The 19324-nt window shown below is 45.3% G+C and carries 16 protein-coding genes, 4 tRNA genes and 3 rRNA genes; 4 read left to right on the plus strand and 19 right to left on the minus strand.

Translation table 11 applies throughout. From position 1 onward, the window contains the following. Window positions 1-289: 289 nt before the first annotated feature. Window positions 290-1924 carry a chaperonin GroEL gene (groL, locus tag NST16_RS14840; protein ID WP_010333214.1) on the minus strand — a complete coding sequence of 545 codons (1635 nt, stop codon included), beginning with the start codon at window positions 1922-1924 and terminating at the stop codon, window positions 290-292. Window positions 1925-1970: 46 nt separating this feature from the next. Next, window positions 1971-2255, minus strand: coding sequence for a co-chaperone GroES (gene groES / locus NST16_RS14845; RefSeq protein WP_003155970.1), 285 nt, complete (start codon window positions 2253-2255; stop codon window positions 1971-1973). A 237-nt stretch (window positions 2256-2492) separates the two neighbouring features. On the opposite strand from groES, the gene NST16_RS14850 reads away from it, so the two are divergent. Further along, window positions 2493-3227, plus strand: a complete 735-nt coding sequence (locus NST16_RS14850; protein WP_268446499.1) for a CPBP family intramembrane glutamic endopeptidase — start codon at window positions 2493-2495, stop codon at window positions 3225-3227. Then, window positions 3224-3415, plus strand: a complete 192-nt coding sequence (locus tag NST16_RS14855) for a YdiK family protein (RefSeq protein WP_010333212.1) — start codon at window positions 3224-3226, stop codon at window positions 3413-3415. The genes NST16_RS14850 and NST16_RS14855 overlap by 4 nt, the downstream gene beginning before the upstream one ends. A 45-nt stretch (window positions 3416-3460) precedes the next feature. Here NST16_RS14855 and tatC read toward each other — a convergent pair whose 3' ends face one another. The 4 genes from tatC to moaC are packed head-to-tail and all read right to left on the minus strand — an operon-like array spanning window position 3461 to window position 5577. Further along, a complete protein-coding gene (tatC, locus tag NST16_RS14860; protein WP_254518079.1) occupies window positions 3461-4219 on the minus strand; it encodes a twin-arginine translocase subunit TatC in 759 nt (252 codons plus the stop codon). Between the two features lie 6 nt (window positions 4220-4225). Beyond that, on the minus strand, window positions 4226-4399 hold the full coding sequence (gene tatAY / locus NST16_RS14865; protein WP_010333210.1) for a sec-independent protein translocase protein TatAY: 174 nt from the start codon (window positions 4397-4399) through the stop codon (window positions 4226-4228). 21 nt (window positions 4400-4420) lie between these two features. After that, window positions 4421-5068: a redox-sensing transcriptional repressor Rex gene (locus NST16_RS14870; RefSeq protein ID WP_010333209.1), complete on the minus strand. Its 648-nt coding sequence runs from the start codon at window positions 5066-5068 to the stop codon at window positions 4421-4423. Further along, entirely contained in the window at window positions 5065-5577 is a 513-nt protein-coding gene (moaC, locus tag NST16_RS14875; RefSeq protein ID WP_010333208.1) for a cyclic pyranopterin monophosphate synthase MoaC, read from the minus strand. Before moaC ends, NST16_RS14870 begins: the two co-directional genes overlap by 4 nt. A 126-nt stretch (window positions 5578-5703) precedes the next feature. Here moaC and NST16_RS14880 point away from each other — a divergent pair, with 126 nt between their 5' ends. Next, complete coding sequence (locus tag NST16_RS14880) at window positions 5704-7632, plus strand: ABC-F family ATP-binding cassette domain-containing protein (protein ID WP_268451000.1); 1929 nt, start codon at window positions 5704-5706, stop codon at window positions 7630-7632. Between the two features lie 226 nt (window positions 7633-7858). Here NST16_RS14880 and tsaD read toward each other — a convergent pair whose 3' ends face one another. The 12 genes from tsaD to NST16_RS14940 all read right to left on the minus strand — a co-directional run bounded on the left by tsaD (window position 7859) and on the right by NST16_RS14940 (window position 16990). Next, a complete protein-coding gene (gene tsaD, locus NST16_RS14885; protein ID WP_268450997.1) occupies window positions 7859-8899 on the minus strand; it encodes a tRNA (adenosine(37)-N6)-threonylcarbamoyltransferase complex transferase subunit TsaD in 1041 nt (346 codons plus the stop codon). Then, on the minus strand, window positions 8892-9347 hold the full coding sequence (gene rimI, locus NST16_RS14890) for a ribosomal protein S18-alanine N-acetyltransferase (protein WP_268450994.1): 456 nt from the start codon (window positions 9345-9347) through the stop codon (window positions 8892-8894). The genes tsaD and rimI overlap by 8 nt, the downstream gene beginning before the upstream one ends. Before the next feature lie 9 nt (window positions 9348-9356). After that, window positions 9357-10046: a tRNA (adenosine(37)-N6)-threonylcarbamoyltransferase complex dimerization subunit type 1 TsaB gene (tsaB, locus tag NST16_RS14895; RefSeq protein ID WP_268450991.1), complete on the minus strand. Its 690-nt coding sequence runs from the start codon at window positions 10044-10046 to the stop codon at window positions 9357-9359. After that, window positions 10027-10503, minus strand: a complete 477-nt coding sequence (tsaE, locus tag NST16_RS14900) for a tRNA (adenosine(37)-N6)-threonylcarbamoyltransferase complex ATPase subunit type 1 TsaE (RefSeq protein WP_010333203.1) — start codon at window positions 10501-10503, stop codon at window positions 10027-10029. Before tsaE ends, tsaB begins: the two co-directional genes overlap by 20 nt. Window positions 10504-10517: 14 nt before the next feature. After that, window positions 10518-11495: a thiamine-phosphate kinase gene (gene thiL, locus NST16_RS14905; protein ID WP_168747075.1), complete on the minus strand. Its 978-nt coding sequence runs from the start codon at window positions 11493-11495 to the stop codon at window positions 10518-10520. A gap of 181 nt (window positions 11496-11676) precedes the next feature. Next, window positions 11677-11753: transfer RNA gene (locus NST16_RS14910), tRNA-Asp, on the minus strand. Window positions 11754-11808: 55 nt separating this feature from the next. Continuing rightward, window positions 11809-11885 (minus strand) — tRNA-Met (locus tag NST16_RS14915). A gap of 22 nt (window positions 11886-11907) precedes the next feature. Beyond that, window positions 11908-12023: ribosomal RNA gene (rrf, locus tag NST16_RS14920) — 5S ribosomal RNA — on the minus strand. 53 nt (window positions 12024-12076) lie between these two features. Further along, a 23S ribosomal RNA gene (locus NST16_RS14925) occupies window positions 12077-15004 on the minus strand. Between the two features lie 169 nt (window positions 15005-15173). After that, window positions 15174-16723 (minus strand): 16S ribosomal RNA (locus NST16_RS14930). The 16S, 23S and 5S rRNA genes sit together here with 4 tRNA genes alongside, the layout of an rRNA operon. Before the next feature lie 103 nt (window positions 16724-16826). Then, window positions 16827-16900, minus strand: a tRNA-Gly gene (locus NST16_RS14935). A 13-nt stretch (window positions 16901-16913) separates the two neighbouring features. Then, window positions 16914-16990, minus strand: a tRNA-Arg gene (locus NST16_RS14940). 335 nt (window positions 16991-17325) lie between these two features. Between NST16_RS14940 and NST16_RS14945 the strand changes: the two genes are divergently transcribed. Further along, window positions 17326-18180, plus strand: coding sequence for a manganese catalase family protein (locus NST16_RS14945; RefSeq protein WP_168747074.1), 855 nt, complete (start codon window positions 17326-17328; stop codon window positions 18178-18180). A gap of 55 nt (window positions 18181-18235) precedes the next feature. Here the strand turns inward: NST16_RS14945 and NST16_RS14950 are convergent, their stop codons facing one another. Continuing rightward, on the minus strand, window positions 18236-19324 hold the full coding sequence (locus NST16_RS14950) for a glycoside hydrolase family 26 protein (protein ID WP_340887334.1): 1089 nt from the start codon (window positions 19322-19324) through the stop codon (window positions 18236-18238).

Genomic DNA, 19324 nt, shown 5'->3' on the forward strand with positions numbered 1-19324 from the left:
AACCAAAATAAAGTCAAGATGCAAATAAAGCACGGATTGTATGATAGAATTTTGTATTTTGATCGATTGAATAGTCCATACCGGTGTTATCTACCGATATCAAAACTATTGAAAATCGATATAAAACAGTGCTGAAAAAATCAAACCACAAAAAACAGAAAAAAGAAGCCTCTCACAAGTTCGGTGAACTCATGAGAAGCCTCGAAAATCTAAAAATTGCATCAAAAGGGCATCAAAAATGACGTCCGTTACCGACAAACCCTTGTAAATCAAGGGTTTTTTGTCGGTGTTACATCATTCCACCCATACCGCCCATGCCGCCCATGTCAGGCATTCCTGCGCCGCCGGCATTTTCTTCCGGTTTGTCAGCGACAACAGCTTCAGTTGTTAAGAGCATTGCTGCTACAGAAGCTGCGTTTTGCAGTGCAGAGCGTGTTACTTTCGTTGGGTCAACGATACCTTTTTCGATCATGTTTACCCATTCGCCAGTTGCAGCGTTGAAGCCTACGCCGATTTCTTCGTTTTTGAGGCGCTCAACGATGACAGATCCTTCAAGACCTGCATTGTGCGCGATTTGACGAATTGGCTCTTCAAGCGCGCGAAGCACGATGTTGATACCTGTTTGCGCATCACCTTCAGCTTCAACGGCAGCCACTTTGTTATATACGTTGACAAGCGCTGTACCACCGCCGGATACGATGCCTTCTTCAACAGCTGCGCGAGTTGAGTTCAGGGCGTCTTCGATGCGAAGTTTACGCTCTTTCAGCTCAGTTTCAGTCGCAGCGCCGACTTTGATGACAGCTACGCCGCCAGCAAGTTTAGCAAGACGCTCTTGTAATTTTTCTCTGTCGAACTCAGAAGTTGTTTCTTCCACTTGTGCGCGGATTTGAGTGACGCGTGCAGAAATTTTATCTGTTTCGCCAGCGCCTTCAACGATTGTTGTGTTTTCTTTTGTAACCACAACTTTAGAAGCGCGTCCCAATTGTCCGATTTCAGTAGATTTCAGGTCAAGGCCAAGATCTTCTGTGATGACTTCTCCGCCAGTAAGGACAGCGATGTCTTCAAGCATTGCTTTACGGCGGTCACCGAATCCAGGAGCTTTAACAGCCACTGCGTTGAAAGTACCGCGAAGTTTGTTCACAACAAGTGTTGCAAGAGCTTCACCTTCAACATCCTCAGCGATTAGAAGCAATGGTTTGCCTTGCTGAACAACCTGCTCAAGCACAGGAAGGATTTCTTGAATGTTTGTGATTTTTTTGTCTGTGATTAAGATGTAAGGATTGTCAAGAACCGCTTCCATCTTATCAGAATCAGTTACCATGTAAGGAGACGCATATCCGCGGTCGAATTGCATACCTTCAACAACTTCAAGCTCAGTTGTGAAGCCTTTAGACTCTTCGATTGTGATAACGCCGTCGTTGCCTACGCGCTCCATTGCTTCAGCGATAAGGCTTCCGACTTCCTCATCAGCAGCAGAGATCGCAGCAACCTGAGCGATAGATTCTTTGCCTTCGATTGGCTTAGAAATTTCTTTCAGGTTCTCGATCGCAACGTTTACAGCTTGTTCCATACCTTTACGCACGCCTACAGGGTTAGCGCCTGCTGTTACGTTTTTAAGGCCTTCGCGGATCATTGCTTGCGCAAGAACTGTCGCAGTTGTTGTACCGTCACCGGCAACGTCGTTTGTTTTGCTGGCTACTTCAGCTACAAGCTTAGCACCCATGTTTTCAAACGCGTCTTCAAGTTCGATTTCTTTAGCGATTGTTACACCGTCATTTGTGATTAACGGAGAACCGAATTTTTTCTCTAGAACCACGTTGCGTCCTTTTGGTCCTAAAGTTACTTTTACAGCATCAGCAAGTGCATCAACACCGCGAAGCATTGCGCGGCGAGCTTCTTCACTAAACTTAATATCTTTTGCCATGTGTACGAAACCTCCTCGAATTTTTAAGTAGTTGTTTATTTAAGAATTAGCCGATAACAGCTAAAATGTCGCTTTCACGTAAGATTAAGTATTCAGTACCTTCGTATTTCACTTCAGTACCTGCGTATTTTGAGAAGATAATGCGGTCGCCCTCTTTTACTTCTAAAGCAACGCGCTCTCCGCTTTCTAACACGCGACCTGAACCAGCTGCCACGATTTTGCCTTCTTGCGGCTTTTCTTTTGCAGAATCCGGTAACACAATTCCGCTGGCAGTTTTTTCTTCAGATTCTACGAGTTCAATGACAACGCGATCACCTAATGGCTTTAACAATGTAATAACCTCCTCAATAGTATGAATATGTAATTTTAGCACTCAGCACTAAAGAGTGCTAACACAACTCTTATAATAAAGAATCTGACTTCCAATTTCAAGTGATAAGATAAAAAATTTTTCACGCTTACATCATTCTTTTCAGCTCTGATATCCCTTGGTTTTTTCACCCCCGTTCAATTATGTTACAATAGCTGTAGACAAAAGAAACCCACTTAACAAAGGAGTACATACCATTTGAGAAAACAGTATTGGTTTATTATTTTGACATATATCATCATGCAGTTTTCAGCAGTAATCGGGATTCCCTTGTTATTTAAATTCGGTTATGCGGGAGGACAGCCCACAAAAGAAAATCTGCTGCACGCGCAGGGATTATGGTCCGTCATCAGTTTTATGGCCTGTCTGATTGTTGTATTGCTCATTCTCAGAACTGTGCCTAAGACTACGTTGCGAAACGAAAAGAAAGACTCTGTCGGACTATCGATCCTTTGGGCGATAGCCGGTTTTTTCATAGCCCTTTTCTCTCAAGGAATAGCCGGTTCTATTGAATATTATGTATTTGGCATCGGAAGAGAATCAGAAAATACAAAAGCCATCCTGGATGTGATTCAGGCAGTCCCGCTTATGATTATCGTTTCTTCTATCATCGGGCCCATATTAGAAGAAATCATCTTCAGAAAAATCATTTTCGGCGCGCTGTACGAAAAAACCAATTTCTTTATTGCCGGACTGATCAGCTCCATTATTTTCGGAATTGTTCATGCCGATTTAACGCACCTTCTGCTGTATACGGCAATGGGCTTTACCTTTGCATTTCTATATGCGAGAACCAAACGGATTTGGGTGCCGATTTTCGCCCATGTAATGATGAATACATTCGTCGTCATTATGCAGCTTGAGCCTGTTCAGAAATACCTTGAACAGCAAAGCACACAAATGCAATTGATTATTGGAGGATTACTTTCATGAGAAACCCGATAGTGTGGGGAATGATCTACTTTGCCGTAGGGTGCATCTTTACTTATCTCGCCGCAAGCTCACCAGGCAGCATGTGGTCATTTTACTCCATCCTGCTGATGGTGTTCGCTGCATACAACATCAGCATTTCTTTTAAGATGTTCGCCTTTTCATTTAAAACAAAGAAAAACCAGAAATAAAGAAAATCCATTTCTCTTCTATGAGAAATGGATTTTTTATGATGGTTAAGAAGAAACGTCCTGATCGGCAGCACTGCTTTTCTGCGCTTTCCGATAGGCAGCCTTCGATATTAAAATACTGATTTCATACAAAATCAAGAGCGGAACAGTCACCATCATATGAGACAATAGCTCAGGTGGTGTAATCAGAGCAGCAATCACAAGCAGCGTAAAGTACGCATACTTTCTGATTTTCGCTAAAAACATCGGTGTCACAATTCCAAGCCTTGTCAAAAACATAAGGATGACCGGCATTTGAAACAACAGTCCAAACGGAATCGTCAGCTGCAGAAGAAAATGAAAATATTCATTAATTCCAATTACCTGAGTGACATTCAAATCCTGAGAGATCCGTTTCATAAAATCGACAACAAAAGGAAATAAAATATAATAGGAAAAAGATAAACCCGCTAAAAAAAGCAAAATAGAGATCGGAATGTAGCTGAGCGTTACTTTGCGTTCCCTTTCATAGAGACCCGGGCTCACAAAAGCCCAAAGCTGGTAAAGAATAACCGGCGAAGTCAGGACAATCCCGATGATAAACGCAAACTGCATAAACACATAAAGCGGGTCTGTCAGATTAAACGCATTGAGCGTGAGCTCCTTCGCTTCATCCGTTTCTTGCAGATACACTATAATCGGCTTCGCTAAAAAAAATCCCGCGATAAAGAAAACGACAAACGCCAGCGCCACAACCAGCAATCGTTTTCGAAGCTCCGCAATATGCTCCAGCAGCGACATTTGATTCACTTTCATTTGTGTCATCCTAACTTACTGATTCTCTTTCTTTTTTTCCTCATCATCACTCGCTAATCCTTTAGTAGCGTTTTTGAATTCACGAAGTGTGTCTCCAGCCGCTTTTCCCAACTCAGGCAGCTTTTTGGGACCAAAGATAATCAGAGCAACGATTGCGATAACAGCAAGGCTTCCAGGACCGATCGGCATATTTGGGCTCCTCCTTTCCGGTTACTCGATTTCCTCTAAAACAGAATAATGCTTCAAGAAATAAACCAGTGACTGAAGCTCTACAGCTAAATCTATATGATGAATTCGAATGTGTTCCGGCACATTCAAACGGGCCGGCGTAAAATTAAGAATACCCTTAATCCCTAACGCAACCAATCTGTCGGTAATCGATTGGGCCGCAACTGCGGGCACTGTCAGAATGGCAACTGATTCGCCTTTTACATGTTTTTCAAGATCATCGAGGTTAAAGACGGGCACACCGCCTACCTCAGTTCCTATTTTACTCTCATTTATATCAAAAGCCATAGAAATTTTCGTGTTATTATTTTTTGTGAAATTATAGTGAAGAAATGCTGTTCCTAAGTTCCCGACACCAATCAAGATAACGTCTGTCATTTCATCCTGATCAAGTGTTTTTCGGAAAAATGACAGCAAATAATCAACATTATATCCGTATCCTTTTTTGCCAAGAGCTCCAAAATAGGAAAAATCCCTGCGAATCGTGGCAGAATCAACCTTTACGGCATCACTGAGTTCAGCAGATGATACACGCTGTTTTCCTGACGCATGCAGATTCTTTAAAAAGCGATAATAAAGCGGCAGCCGTTTTGCCGTCGCCTGCGGAATTTTTGATTGATCCTTATTCATTTTTGGTCCTCCAAATTATACTCGGATAGTTCTCTTTTAAAGTCACCGTTTTTCCCGCCTGTCTTTTCCAGCAAGCAGGTAGGGCCGATGACCATCCCCTTATCAAGCGCCTTGCACATATCGTAAACAGTAAGGGCACACACCGATGCAGAAGTTAGCGCTTCCATTTCCACACCTGTACTCCCTTTCGTTTTGACCTGTGCTTTTATATGAAGTATAACTTCTGTTTCTTTTATTTTCCAGTCAAACGAAATATCGACCCCGCTCAAGGATAGCGGATGGCACATCGGAATGATATTTGATGTTTGCTTCGCAGCCATAATGCCCGCCACCTGAGCGACAGCAAGTACATCTCCTTTGCCGATATCATGGCTTTTTATTTTCTCGTACACTTCACTCTTCATGTGTACGCTTGATACAGCCGCCGCAGTACGGACAGTCGAAGATTTTTCGCTGATATCCACCATCTGGGCTCTGCCCTGTTCATTAAAATGAGAAAATCCATTCATAGTAAAAACTCTCCTTAAACAGATCATACACTATTTTCTTCTCTATGTCTTATCCGGCCAATGTATTGTTTGCTGAGTTCTGGTTCATAAGCTACACTTAACTTATTATAGCAGAGGTGAAATAATATGATGATCTTACAAATTAATCAGCTTTCCAAGTCATTTGGTGCTGATACTATTTTAAACAATATAAAGCTGGAAGTCAGAAACCGTGATCGCGTCGCAATTGTCGGAAGAAACGGCGCGGGGAAATCTACACTCCTTAAAATTATCGCAGGTCACCTTTCATATGAAAAGGGTGAAGTTATCAAGCCGAAAGATATCACAATGGGCTACTTAGCCCAGCATACCGGCTTGGATTCTAAGCTTACCATAAAAGAAGAGCTGCTGACTGTTTTTGATCACTTAAAAGCAATGGAAAAAGAAATGCGTACCATAGAAGAAAAAATGGCGGCAGCTGACCCAGGTGAACTGGAAAGCATCATGAAAACCTACGACCGCCTTCAGCAGGAATTTAAAGATAAAGGCGGCTATCAATATGAAGCAGATGTCAGATCTGTGCTGCACGGTCTCGGCTTCAGTCATTTTGACGATTCAACGCAGGTGCAAAGCCTGAGCGGTGGTCAGAAAACAAGACTGGCCTTGGGTAAGCTTTTGTTAACACAGCCTGACCTTCTCATTCTAGATGAGCCGACCAACCATCTGGACATTAATACGCTGACCTGGCTTGAACATTATTTGCAAGGCTATTCAGGCGCCATTCTGATTGTTTCTCACGACCGCTACTTTTTGGATAAAGTGGTGAATCAGGTGTACGAGGTATCTAGATCAGAAAGCAAAAAGTATCACGGCAACTACAGCGCTTATCTCGATCAGAAAGCTGCCCAATATGAAAAGGATCTTAAGCTGTATGAAAAACAGCAGGATGAAATCGCTAAGCTGCAGGACTTTGTAGACCGAAATCTGGCGAGAGCCTCAACGACAAAAAGAGCACAAAGCCGGCGGAAACAGCTTGAACGGATGGACGTCATGTCAAAACCGCTCGGCGACGAAAAATCAGCAAATTTTCATTTTGATATTACAAAACAGAGCGGGAACGAGGTCCTGCGGGTTCAGGATCTGACCATCAGCTATGAAAACCAGCCACCGCTTCTGACAGATGTTTCGTTTAGGCTGACAAGAGGAGAAAGCGCCGCTCTTGTAGGTCCCAACGGAATCGGAAAATCAACCTTGCTGAAAACATTAATAAACACACTGAAGCCAGATCAGGGAACAATAGCGTACGGCTCAAATGTCAGTATCGGTTACTATGACCAAGAACAAGCTGAGCTGACCTCCTCTAAACGCGTCATTGATGAGCTGTGGGACGAGTATCCGGAGCTTCAAGAGAAAGAAATCAGAACGTGCCTCGGAAATTTCTTATTCTCCGGGGATGATGTGCTTAAACCCGTCCATTCCCTAAGCGGGGGCGAAAAAGCAAGAGTGGCCCTGGCCAAGCTGATGCTGCAAAAAGCTAACTTTCTCATTCTTGATGAGCCGACAAACCATCTTGATTTAGACAGCAAAGAAGTTCTCGAAAACGCCTTGATCGATTATCCGGGCACATTGTTATTTGTCTCACATGACAGATATTTTATTAACAGAATCGCAACAAGGGTATATGAGCTTTCTCCAAACCATATTGAAGAATATCTCGGAGATTACGATTATTATACAGAGAAAAAAACACAGCAGCTGGAATTGGAGAAAATGAAGCAGCAAGAGGAAACTGAAAAAGCCACGGCTGCAATGAAATCCGACTCTAAACGTTCTTATGAGGAAGAAAAAGAATGGAAAAAGAAAGAACGACAACGACTCAGACGCATAGAAGAAATTGAAACGACAGTTCAAACCATAGAAGAAAACATCAGTCACAATGATGAATTACTTTGTGATCCGGAAGTATATCAGGACCACGAAAAGGTACAAGCCATCCACGCTGACAACGAGAAACTTAATCAAGAATTGGAAAACCTATTATCAGAATGGGAAGAACTATCCACAGAAGAAGATTAATAAAGTCAAGCACCTCTTTTTTAGAGGTGCTTTTTATCCACAGAAAATATCCTTATAAGCAAACGAAGAAAGCGGTTTATACACATTATCCACAAAATATTCTGAATTTATCCACTTTATTAACAGCCTCTCAACCCCTTTATCCATCTATATCTCCAGAACGACTCATAGATATGTGGATAAATTGAGAATTATCTGTTAATAACAATAAAAAAGCCTCACGTCATTATATCGTGAGACCTTGATAAGAAGTCAGTTCAAGACCAGGCTGGCCATTCATATCATATGATCCGCGAATCCCTTTTTCAAAAGCAATAGTACCGGCCGCAGCAATCATTGCAGCATTATCTGTACATAAGGATAGCGGAGGAATGATGAGCGCTGTCCCCTCATGCTGGGAGAATTCCTTCTGTAACGCCGCTCTGAGCCCTCTGTTTGCAGCAACTCCGCCGGCTAAAAGAACCTGTTTGACACCATATTCTTTTGCAGCGCGTGCCGTTTTTGTCACTAAGACATCAATGACGCTATTCTGAAAACTGGCAGAAAGATCTTCCGGCGCAATGACCTGTCCTTTTTGAGCCGCGTTATGAAGCGTATTGATCACAGCGGATTTCAGCCCGCTGAAGCTGAAATGATAAGAACCTTCTTCAAGCCATGCGCGAGGCAGAGGAATAGTGTCATTCCCTGATTCCGCAAGCTTGTCAATCTGCGGTCCGCCTGGATACGGGAGCCCCATCGTTCTTGCCACTTTGTCATAAGCTTCCCCTGCTGCGTCATCGAGTGTTTCCCCGATCACTTCAAATGAACCGTGCTCTTTCATATAAACCAATTCCGTATGGCCGCCGGAAACGACCAATGCAAGCGCTGGAAAAACGATCTCTTCTACCAGACGGTTTGCGTATATATGGCCCGCTATATGATGGACTCCAACTAACGGAATATGATGCGCAAAGCTCAATGCTTTAGCGGCGTTTACCCCGATTAGCAGTGCTCCCACCAATCCCGGGCCTTCAGTAACTGCAATCGCATCTATATCACGATATGTCATGTCTGCTTTACGGAAAGCCTCTTCGATCACTAAAGTGATTTGCTCCACATGATGTCTTGATGCAATTTCCGGCACAACCCCACCGAATCGTTTATGGCTTTCAATTTGAGAGGCCACAACGTTCGAGACGATTTCTGTTCCGTTTTTTACAATCGCTGCTGCCGTTTCATCGCAGCTCGTTTCGATTCCTAATATATAAAGATCTTTTTGCTCATTCATTTATCGTCACCCACATAATTAACGCATCTTCCCCGTTATCAGTATAATAGTTCTTCCTTATTCCACCGGGCTGCATCCCGAACTTTTTATATAAGCTTTGAGCAGGGTGATTGGAAACCCTCACTTCAAGCGAAAGCCGCCTCGCCTCTTTTTCTTTACAAAACTCGAGAGCTGAACGAAAAAGTGCTTCTCCTAAAGACTGGCCTCTATACTCTGGTTTAATCGCTATATTTGTGATTTGGGCGTCATCCATCACAATCCAAATTCCGCAATAACCCGCGATACAATCGTCCTTTTCAATCACGAGATAGTGGGCATATGGATTTTCAAGCAATTCATGATAAAACGAATCCTTCGTCCAGGGAGACGTAAAGGAGGATGTTTCAATATCGTATACGTGATCAACATCATTAAGCTGCATTTTTCTGACTGCTGCTTTTGTTTTCATCCTATCACCCTACTTTTGACTTTCAATCCATTTCGCTTCTGCTTCTGCAAGCCGTAAATAATCCGGCACAAGCCCGTGAATATCAAGAGCTTCCCTATCCGCACCTGCGTAAGCCAATTCTGAAGGGCGGGGATTATGCTGAGCCGCAGGCCCTATGACTCCTTTTGTTCCTAATACATCCAGTATCGTCTCCTTGTGTATGGATGTATCATGACCTAAAAACAAAACAGGGCGATCCTTCTCTTTTAGCATCTCCAGCCACTCTGTCAGCATCACGTTTTGATCCGGAACAGCCTGCTCTAAAAGCCCGTTTTTATATTCATAAAGACCTGTATACACCTGTCCGCGTCTCGCATCAAATATAGGGCTGATCAGACCATCAAAGTGACGTCCATTTGCCGCCAGCGCTTCAAGACTTGATACAGCAGAAATCGGAATGTTTAAAGACCATGCAAGTGTTTTGGCAATTGTTACACCGATTCTCACCCCTGTGTACGAGCCTGGACCTTTTGCAACAACAATTTTAGAAAGATCCTGCGGGGTTAGATCACAATCATTCAGCAAAGAATGAACCGCAGGCATCGCCCTTACAGAATGATTCTTTTTTAAATATGTGATGTATTCTGCTATGACAGTGTTGTCCCGAAGCAGCGCTATGCCTAAAGTATAATTCGATGTATCAATCGCTAATATTGTCATGTCTACTTATCTCCTCACAAAGCATTTCATACCGATTCCCCACCGCTGTAAAGGTGATCTCTCTTTCATCATCACCAGCTCTTTTAATGACAATTTGCAGTCGCTCCTGCGGAAGCTGCTCTTCAATTAAATGTGCCCACTCCACTAAGCAGACACCTTGTCCGTGAAAATATTCATCAAGTCCCAAGTCTTCACTCTCGTCTTCCATTCTGTATACATCCATATGATAAAGAGGAAGTGAACCATCGTTATATTCCTTTATGATTGTAAACGTCGGACTGTTTACAACACGTGTAATTCCGAGCCCTTCAGCAAAACCTTTTGTAAAGGTTGTTTTTCCAGCTCCTAAATCGCCCTCTAATGTCAGGACGTCCCCAGGCTTTGAAAACGATGCAGTCAGCTTCGCAATCGCTTTTGTTTCTTCAGGATTTTCAGTTCTCCATTTTAATTGCTTCACACGAGTCACCCGTCTTATTTAAAATGATTATATCCTTTTTTCTCTAAAGTCATTGTTTCTTCTTCTGTCTTTAATATGACATTGGATTCTGTCTTTTCCCGGACACATCCAATCTTTTTAATTGGCAGTTGAAGTCTGCAGCACTCCTGCTCTAACACATCCCAGTCTTCCTTTGAGATCGTCCCAGTCAGTTCAAAATCCTCTCCGCCAAACAAAGCCCATTCCTTCCATTTGGAATTCAGCTTAGGCAAGTCTGGATGAACTGGAAGTAGGCTCTCGTCAATTTCTATTGAAACGGAGCTGGATTCTGCAATTTCATGCAGTTCACTTGCCAATCCGTCACTAATATCATTAAGAGCCACACGCTGAGCGTTCGAGCATAGTCTGCCAACACTCACTCTTGGCTGAGGCCGCTTATGCCTATTGATAAAGTAATTTGTTTCAAATGATGTTTCCGGATGGGAAGACTCTTTTAGCAGCAATGAAAGTCCTGCGGCAGAAGAACCGATTTCACCAGTGACAAAGACAATATCATTCGGCTTTGCCAAACTGCGCAAACAGGCACGTCCCTTTTCAACTTCCCCAATCACAGTCACTGTGACGACTAGTTTATCGGAAGTCGAAACTGTATCACCGCCAATCAGATCCATACAATATAGTTTCGCCAGTTCATTCATTCCTTCATACATTGCTTTGATTTCTGATTCCGTCCATTTTAAAGGCACTGCAAGTGACACTAAATAAAACTTAGGAATACCTCCCATAGCGGCAATATCACTTATATTTATGGCTAACGCCTTATACCCAATGTCCTCCGGCGAAGAATAGCTCAATTTAAAATGCACGTCCTCTACCATTGTATCGACACATACAATTTCCTGCACACCGTTTTTCGCTGTGTAAAGAGCGGCATCGTCTCCAATTCCTACATCAACGGAAGAATGGTGAATGGTCCGAGGAGTAATACTATTAATTAAATCAAACTCATCCATTAACCAAACCTCCTTTTGGCCTGACCATGTTTTATATGTACTGTATCTAGTGTATCGGATTATGCTGAAATATCCAAGATGTTGCTGATATAAAGAAAGCTTGGCTATCATACCAAGCAAAAGACGCAATAAAAGAAAACACAAAAAAAAACGAAAACATGATCGTTTCGTTTACAATAAATGGCGGTCCGGACGGGACTCGAACCCGCGACCTCCTGCGTGACAGGCAGGCATTCTAACCAACTGAACTACCGGACCATTTTAATTTGGTTGCACCCTTTGGGCACTCCTTATTTAAAAGGATAGATTTTTTTGGTTGCGGGGGCAGGATTTGAACCTGCGACCTTCGGGTTATGAGCCCGACGAGCTACCGAACTGCTCCACCCCGCGATGATATAATTAAGATAAAACAGCTTGGCGGCGTCCTACTCTCACAGGGGGAAACCCCCGACTACCATCGGCGCTGAAGAGCTTAACTTCCGTGTTCGGCATGGGAACGGGTGTGACCTCTTCGCTATCGCCACCAAACAATTGAGAGTGTTCTCTCAAAACTAGATAACAGGTGTGACATCATTAGAAATTAGGTTAAGTCCTCGATCGATTAGTATCTGTCAGCTCCATGTGTCGCCACACTTCCACCTCAGACCTATCAACCTGATCATCTTTCAGGGATCTTACTTCCTTGCGGAATGGGAAATCTCATCTTGAGGGGGGCTTCATGCTTAGATGCTTTCAGCACTTATCCCGTCCGCACATAGCTACCCAGCGATGCCCTTGGCAGAACAACTGGTACACCAGCGGTGCGTCCATCCCGGTCCTCTCGTACTAAGGACAGCTCCTCTCAAATTTCCTGCGCCCGCGACGGATAGGGACCGAACTGTCTCACGACGTTCTGAACCCAGCTCGCGTACCGCTTTAATGGGCGAACAGCCCAACCCTTGGGACCGACTACAGCCCCAGGATGCGATGAGCCGACATCGAGGTGCCAAACCTCCCCGTCGATGTGGACTCTTGGGGGAGATAAGCCTGTTATCCCCGGGGTAGCTTTTATCCGTTGAGCGATGGCCCTTCCATGCGGAACCACCGGATCACTAAGCCCGACTTTCGTCCCTGCTCGACTTGTAGGTCTCGCAGTCAAGCTCCCTTGTGCCTTTACACTCTGCGAATGATTTCCAACCATTCTGAGGGAACCTTTGGGCGCCTCCGTTACCTTTTAGGAGGCGACCGCCCCAGTCAAACTGCCCACCTGACACTGTCTCCCCGCCCGATAAGGGCGGCGGGTTAGAAGGTCAATACAGCCAGGGTAGTATCCCACCGATGCCTCCACCGAAGCTGGCGCTCCGGTTTCCAAGGCTCCTACCTATCCTGTACAAGCTGTACCAACATTCAATATCAGGCTGCAGTAAAGCTCCACGGGGTCTTTCCGTCCTGTCGCGGGTAACCTGCATCTTCACAGGTACTATAATTTCACCGAGTCTCTCGTTGAGACAGTGCCCAGATCGTTGCGCCTTTCGTGCGGGTCGGAACTTACCCGACAAGGAATTTCGCTACCTTAGGACCGTTATAGTTACGGCCGCCGTTTACTGGGGCTTCAATTCGCACCTTCGCTTACGCTAAGCGCTCCTCTTAACCTTCCAGCACCGGGCAGGCGTCAGCCCCTATACTTCGCCTTACGGCTTCGCAGAGACCTGTGTTTTTGCTAAACAGTCGCCTGGGCCTATTCACTGCGGCTCTCTCGGGCTTTCACCCTAACAGAGCACCCCTTCTCCCGAAGTTACGGGGTCATTTTGCCGAGTTCCTTAACGAGAGTTCTCTCGATCACCTTAGGATTCTCTCCTCGCCTACCTGTGTCGGTTTGCGGTACGGGCACCTCTCACCTCGCTAGAGGCTTTTCTTGGCAGTGTGGAATCAGGAACTTCGCTACTAAATTTCGCTCGCCATCACAGCTCAGCCTTATGGGAAACGGATTTGCCTATTTCCCAGCCTAACTGCTTGGACGCGGATATCCAATACCGCGCTTACCCTATCCTCCTGCGTCCCCCCATTGCTCAAATGGTGAGGAGGTGGTACAGGAATATCAACCTGTTGTCCATCGCCTACGCCTTTCGGCCTCGGCTTAGGTCCCGACTAACCCTGAGCGGACGAGCCTTCCTCAGGAAACCTTAGGCATTCGGTGGAGGGGATTCTCACCCCTCTTTCGCTACTCATACCGGCATTCTCACTTCTAAGCGCTCCACCAGTCCTTCCGGTCTGGCTTCACAGCCCTTAGAACGCTCTCCTACCACTGTTCGAAGAACAGTCCGCAGCTTCGGTGATACGTTTAGCCCCGGTACATTTTCGGCGCAGAGTCACTCGACCAGTGAGCTATTACGCACTCTTTAAATGGTGGCTGCTTCTAAGCCAACATCCTGGTTGTCTAAGCAACTCCACATCCTTTTCCACTTAACGTATACTTTGGGACCTTAGCTGGCGGTCTGGGCTGTTTCCCTTTCGACTACGGATCTTATCACTCGCAGTCTGACTCCCAAGGATAAGTCATTGGCATTCGGAGTTTGACTGAATTCGGTAACCCGGTAGGGGCCCCTAGTCCAATCAGTGCTCTACCTCCAAGACTCTTACCTTGAGGCTAGCCCTAAAGCTATTTCGGAGAGAACCAGCTATCTCCAGGTTCGATTGGCATTTCACCCCTACCCACACCTCATCCCCGCACTTTTCAACGTGCGTGGGTTCGGGCCTCCATTCAGTGTTACCTGAACTTCACCCTGGACATGGGTAGATCACCTGGTTTCGGGTCTACGACCACGTACTCATGCGCCCTATTCAGACTCGCTTTCGCTGCGGCTCCGCATCTTCTGCTTAACCTTGCACGGGATCGTAACTCGCCGGTTCATTCTACAAAAGGCACGCCATCACCCGTTAACGGGCTCTGACTACTTGTAGGCACACGGTTTCAGGATCTCTTTCACTCCCCTTCCGGGGTGCTTTTCACCTTTCCCTCACGGTACTGGTTCACTATCGGTCACTAGGGAGTATTTAGCCTTGGGAGATGGTCCTCCCGGATTCCGACGGAATTTCACGTGTTCCGCCGTACTCAGGATCCACTCTGGAGAGAACGAAGTTTTGACTACAGGGCTGTTACCTTCTATGGCGGGCCTTTCCAGACCTCTTCATCTACCTCGTTCCTTTGTAACTCCGTATAGAGTGTCCTACAACCCCAAGAGGCAAGCCTCTTGGTTTGGGCTAATCCCGTTTCGCTCGCCGCTACTCAGGGAATCGCATTTGCTTTCTCTTCCTCCGGGTACTTAGATGTTTCAGTTCCCCGGGTCTGCCTTCTCATATCCTATGAATTCAGATATGGATACCACTCCATTACGAGTGGTGGGTTTCCCCATTCGGAAATCTCCGGATCAAAGCTTGCTTACAGCTCCCCGAAGCATATCGGTGTTCGTCCCGTCCTTCATCGGCTCCTAGTGCCAAGGCATCCACCGTGCGCCCTTTCTAACTTAACCGTTAAAAAGAATCACTATGTGATATCTTGTGTTACTAATTGAATGTGATGTCTACTGTTATCTAGTTTTCAAAGAACACGTTTCGAAGGAATGATCCTTCAAAACTAAACAAGACAGGGAACGTTCTGTTTATAAGACCCAAGGTCTTATATTCCGTAAATATCCTTAGAAAGGAGGTGATCCAGCCGCACCTTCCGATACGGCTACCTTGTTACGACTTCACCCCAATCATCTGTCCCACCTTCGGCGGCTGGCTCCATAAAGGTTACCTCACCGACTTCGGGTGTTACAAACTCTCGTGGTGTGACGGGCGGTGTGTACAAGGCCCGGGAACGTATTCACCGCGGCATGCTGATCCGCGATTACTAGCGATTCCAGCTTCACGCAGTCGAGTTGCAGACTGCGATCCGAACTGAGAACAGATTTGTGGGATTGGCTTAACCTCGCGGTTTTGCTGCCCTTTGTTCTGTCCATTGTAGCACGTGTGTAGCCCAGGTCATAAGGGGCATGATGATTTGACGTCATCCCCACCTTCCTCCGGTTTGTCACCGGCAGTCACCTTAGAGTGCCCAACTGAATGCTGGCAACTAAGATCAAGGGTTGCGCTCGTTGCGGGACTTAACCCAACATCTCACGACACGAGCTGACGACAACCATGCACCACCTGTCACTCTGCCCCCGAAGGGGACGTCCTATCTCTAGGATTGTCAGAGGATGTCAAGACCTGGTAAGGTTCTTCGCGTTGCTTCGAATTAAACCACATGCTCCACCGCTTGTGCGGGCCCCCGTCAATTCCTTTGAGTTTCAGTCTTGCGACCGTACTCCCCAGGCGGAGTGCTTAATGCGTTAGCTGCAGCACTAAGGGGCGGAAACCCCCTAACACTTAGCACTCATCGTTTACGGCGTGGACTACCAGGGTATCTAATCCTGTTCGCTCCCCACGCTTTCGCTCCTCAGCGTCAGTTACAGACCAGAGAGTCGCCTTCGCCACTGGTGTTCCTCCACATCTCTACGCATTTCACCGCTACACGTGGAATTCCACTCTCCTCTTCTGCACTCAAGTTCCCCAGTTTCCAATGACCCTCCCCGGTTGAGCCGGGGGCTTTCACATCAGACTTAAGGAACCGCCTGCGAGCCCTTTACGCCCAATAATTCCGGACAACGCTTGCCACCTACGTATTACCGCGGCTGCTGGCACGTAGTTAGCCGTGGCTTTCTGGTTAGGTACCGTCAAGGTACCGCCCTATTCGAACGGTACTTGTTCTTCCCTAACAACAGAGCTTTACGATCCGAAAACCTTCATCACTCACGCGGCGTTGCTCCGTCAGACTTTCGTCCATTGCGGAAGATTCCCTACTGCTGCCTCCCGTAGGAGTCTGGGCCGTGTCTCAGTCCCAGTGTGGCCGATCACCCTCTCAGGTCGGCTACGCATCGTTGCCTTGGTGAGCCGTTACCTCACCAACTAGCTAATGCGCCGCGGGTCCATCTGTAAGTGGTAGCCGAAGCCACCTTTTATGTTTGAACCATGCGGTTCAAACAAGCATCCGGTATTAGCCCCGGTTTCCCGGAGTTATCCCAGTCTTACAGGCAGGTTACCCACGTGTTACTCACCCGTCCGCCGCTAACATCAGGGAGCAAGCTCCCATCTGTCCGCTCGACTTGCATGTATTAGGCACGCCGCCAGCGTTCGTCCTGAGCCAGGATCAAACTCTCCGATAAAGTAGTTTGACTGACTACGCACATCGCTGTGCGATTTATTTAAAACTTGAATTAACAGGTACGTTTTGTCTTGTTTAGTTTTCAAAGATCATTCAATAAATAATGGAGCGGGTGATGAGAATCGAACTCACGACATCAGCTTGGAAGGCTGAGGTTTTACCACTAAACTACACCCGCGTGTGTATTATATTGGCGCGCCCGAGAGGAGTCGAACCCCTAACCTTTTGATCCGTAGTCAAACGCTCTATCCAATTGAGCTACGGGCGCTTATCGAGCGACTTAACTATCATACTATTAATTGATGTTAAAGTCAAGATGTTTTTTTCGAATGTTTTTTTAAAAATCTTTTTGATTCGACTTTATCTATTATACACATTCTGAAGTGTTTGTAAACACCTTCGAAAAACTTTTTTGTTTTCATTTTTTTGTGCTGTTCATCAGCGACATTTAATACTATACCATGTGTTTTTTCATTGGTCAACACTTTTTCTATATTTTTATTTCGATTTTCTCATTTTCTTTTCCGCTGTTTGTTAGTCCGTATATTTTATCTGATTGAACAGATGATATAAAAACAAAATAATATAGAAAAGAGGCATGTTATGTTTTACTACAAAGAAGAATTGATCAATATCATTAAACCCGATAAGCCAGATCCGGCCGCAGCTAAAGTACTGCAGGAAATATTAGGCGGACATTATGGAGAAATGCGTACAATGATGCAATATTTCTTTCAAAGCTCCAATTTCAGAGGAAAACAGAAACAATATCGTGATTTGCTGCGCGGTATCTTCTTAGAAGAAATTGCCCATGTAGAGCTTGTGCAAAATACAATCAATGCTTTGTTGGATGAATCAGGCGGTGCTGGTGTCGGCAGCCAGGGTATAGATCACGCTCCCCTTGATGAAGCAGTTAAACATGCTAACCCCCATCATTACATTATTGGCGCACAGAGTTCACTCCCGGTTGATGCGGGCGGCAATCCTTGGAACGCCTCCTGGGTGTATAATCACGGAAACTTAATCACTGACCTGTTGGATAACTTGTTGCTTGAGTCTACTGGTGTTCTCCAAAAAACAAGAATTTATGAAATGAGCTCTAATCAGACGTTCCGGGAAACGCTCGCTTTTCTTATTGTACGTGACAATGCTCACCAAAATGCTTTCGCTAAAGCGCTTGAGACTTTGGGCGTTGACTGGGCTAAGCTTTTTCCTGTTCCGAATTACGACATTAATAAATACCCAGAGTGCAGAAAGTATGTTGATTTGGGCTACCATAATGTACAGTTTAACTTCAGATTAGATGAAACAAGAATTGCAGAGATCTTCCAAGGAAAATCTCCAAGCAGAAATGGCGGCGAGCTGCAAGTAACCGAACCTCCTGCTGGATTCCCTGTTCCGGTTCTTCCAGAAATGCCGAATGAACATAGTCCCGGCTTAGGGGATATGAACGCTTGATGAGCAAAAGGTTCTCAAGGATATCCTTGAGAACCTTTATTAATGTAAAACGTTTTTATTCAACTATAGGTGTTAATGTATCACCGTTCCATACTTCTCCCTTATTTAATGTCCAGCTATCATTATAGAGAGCGGAAGCGCCTTTGTTCACAGCCGGGCTCCATTCATCATTCCAGGCCAGATAATAAGTGGTTTTAGGGTATTTCTGTTTTATCGCACTCATAAACAGGCTGTAATCAAAGCTGCCGGTTGCTGTTTGCGGACCCACTTCCGTGAAGGCAAATGGTTTATTAAGTGCTGTCAGCTGGTCGTATCCGCTTATCGAATATGGATCTTGAAAGTATGCATCTAACCCAACGATATCTACGTATGAAGCTCCCGGGTAAAAATCTGTTTTAAAATCTCGATTAGCGTCGGGGGAGTAAACCCATAATAAATGATCCAATCCTCTTTCGTCAGTCATATAATGATAGATTTTGATATAGAGCTGTTTATATAAGAAGATTCTTTCATCATCCTTTTGATTATATGACGTAAGCCCCCACCAAAACCACTCGCCGTTCATCTCATGCAGCGGCCTGAACAGAACGGGCACGCCTTGGTTTTCCAGCTGTTGAAGTCCGTCAGCAATTTTGCTGAGCATGGCGTTCAGCCGCTTCCCCTCTGTTGTGGTAGAGTCTAACAGTTTTTTATACTGATCGTTGGTAATCGGTGTTTTAAAATGTCCTGACTGATAAGCAGGATTTGCTAGATGCAGACTGATCTGCGGAATCCCTCCGCTTTTCCAGTACGATATTAAATCACTGTTGCAGCTCACGTCTATAGAATCTTCAATATTTGAGGTTTCAAGCCATCCCCTCGCGTAATCGCAGCCGTAAATGGCAGGTGATTGTCCGGATGCGTTCAGGATTCTTTCTGCTTCTGCCATAGAGAATGTGTCATGACTGTAACCGCCAAACGCACCGGAAAGCACCCTGTTTTCAGAGCGATTCGGCAGGTGGGCAAGCCAATTCATCACATCTTTTGTTGTCTGCTGTGCTTTAGGATTAACAGGTGACACAGTATGTGCTTGGATCGATTCAGCCAAAACGGCAGACGCAAATAAAAATAAGATGAACAAACAGATGATAGGTTTCTTTAACAC

Source organism: Bacillus sp. FSL K6-1005, assembly GCF_038000225.1.
In the GTDB taxonomy this organism is placed as follows: Bacteria; Bacillota; Bacilli; order Bacillales; family Bacillaceae; genus Bacillus; species Bacillus mojavensis.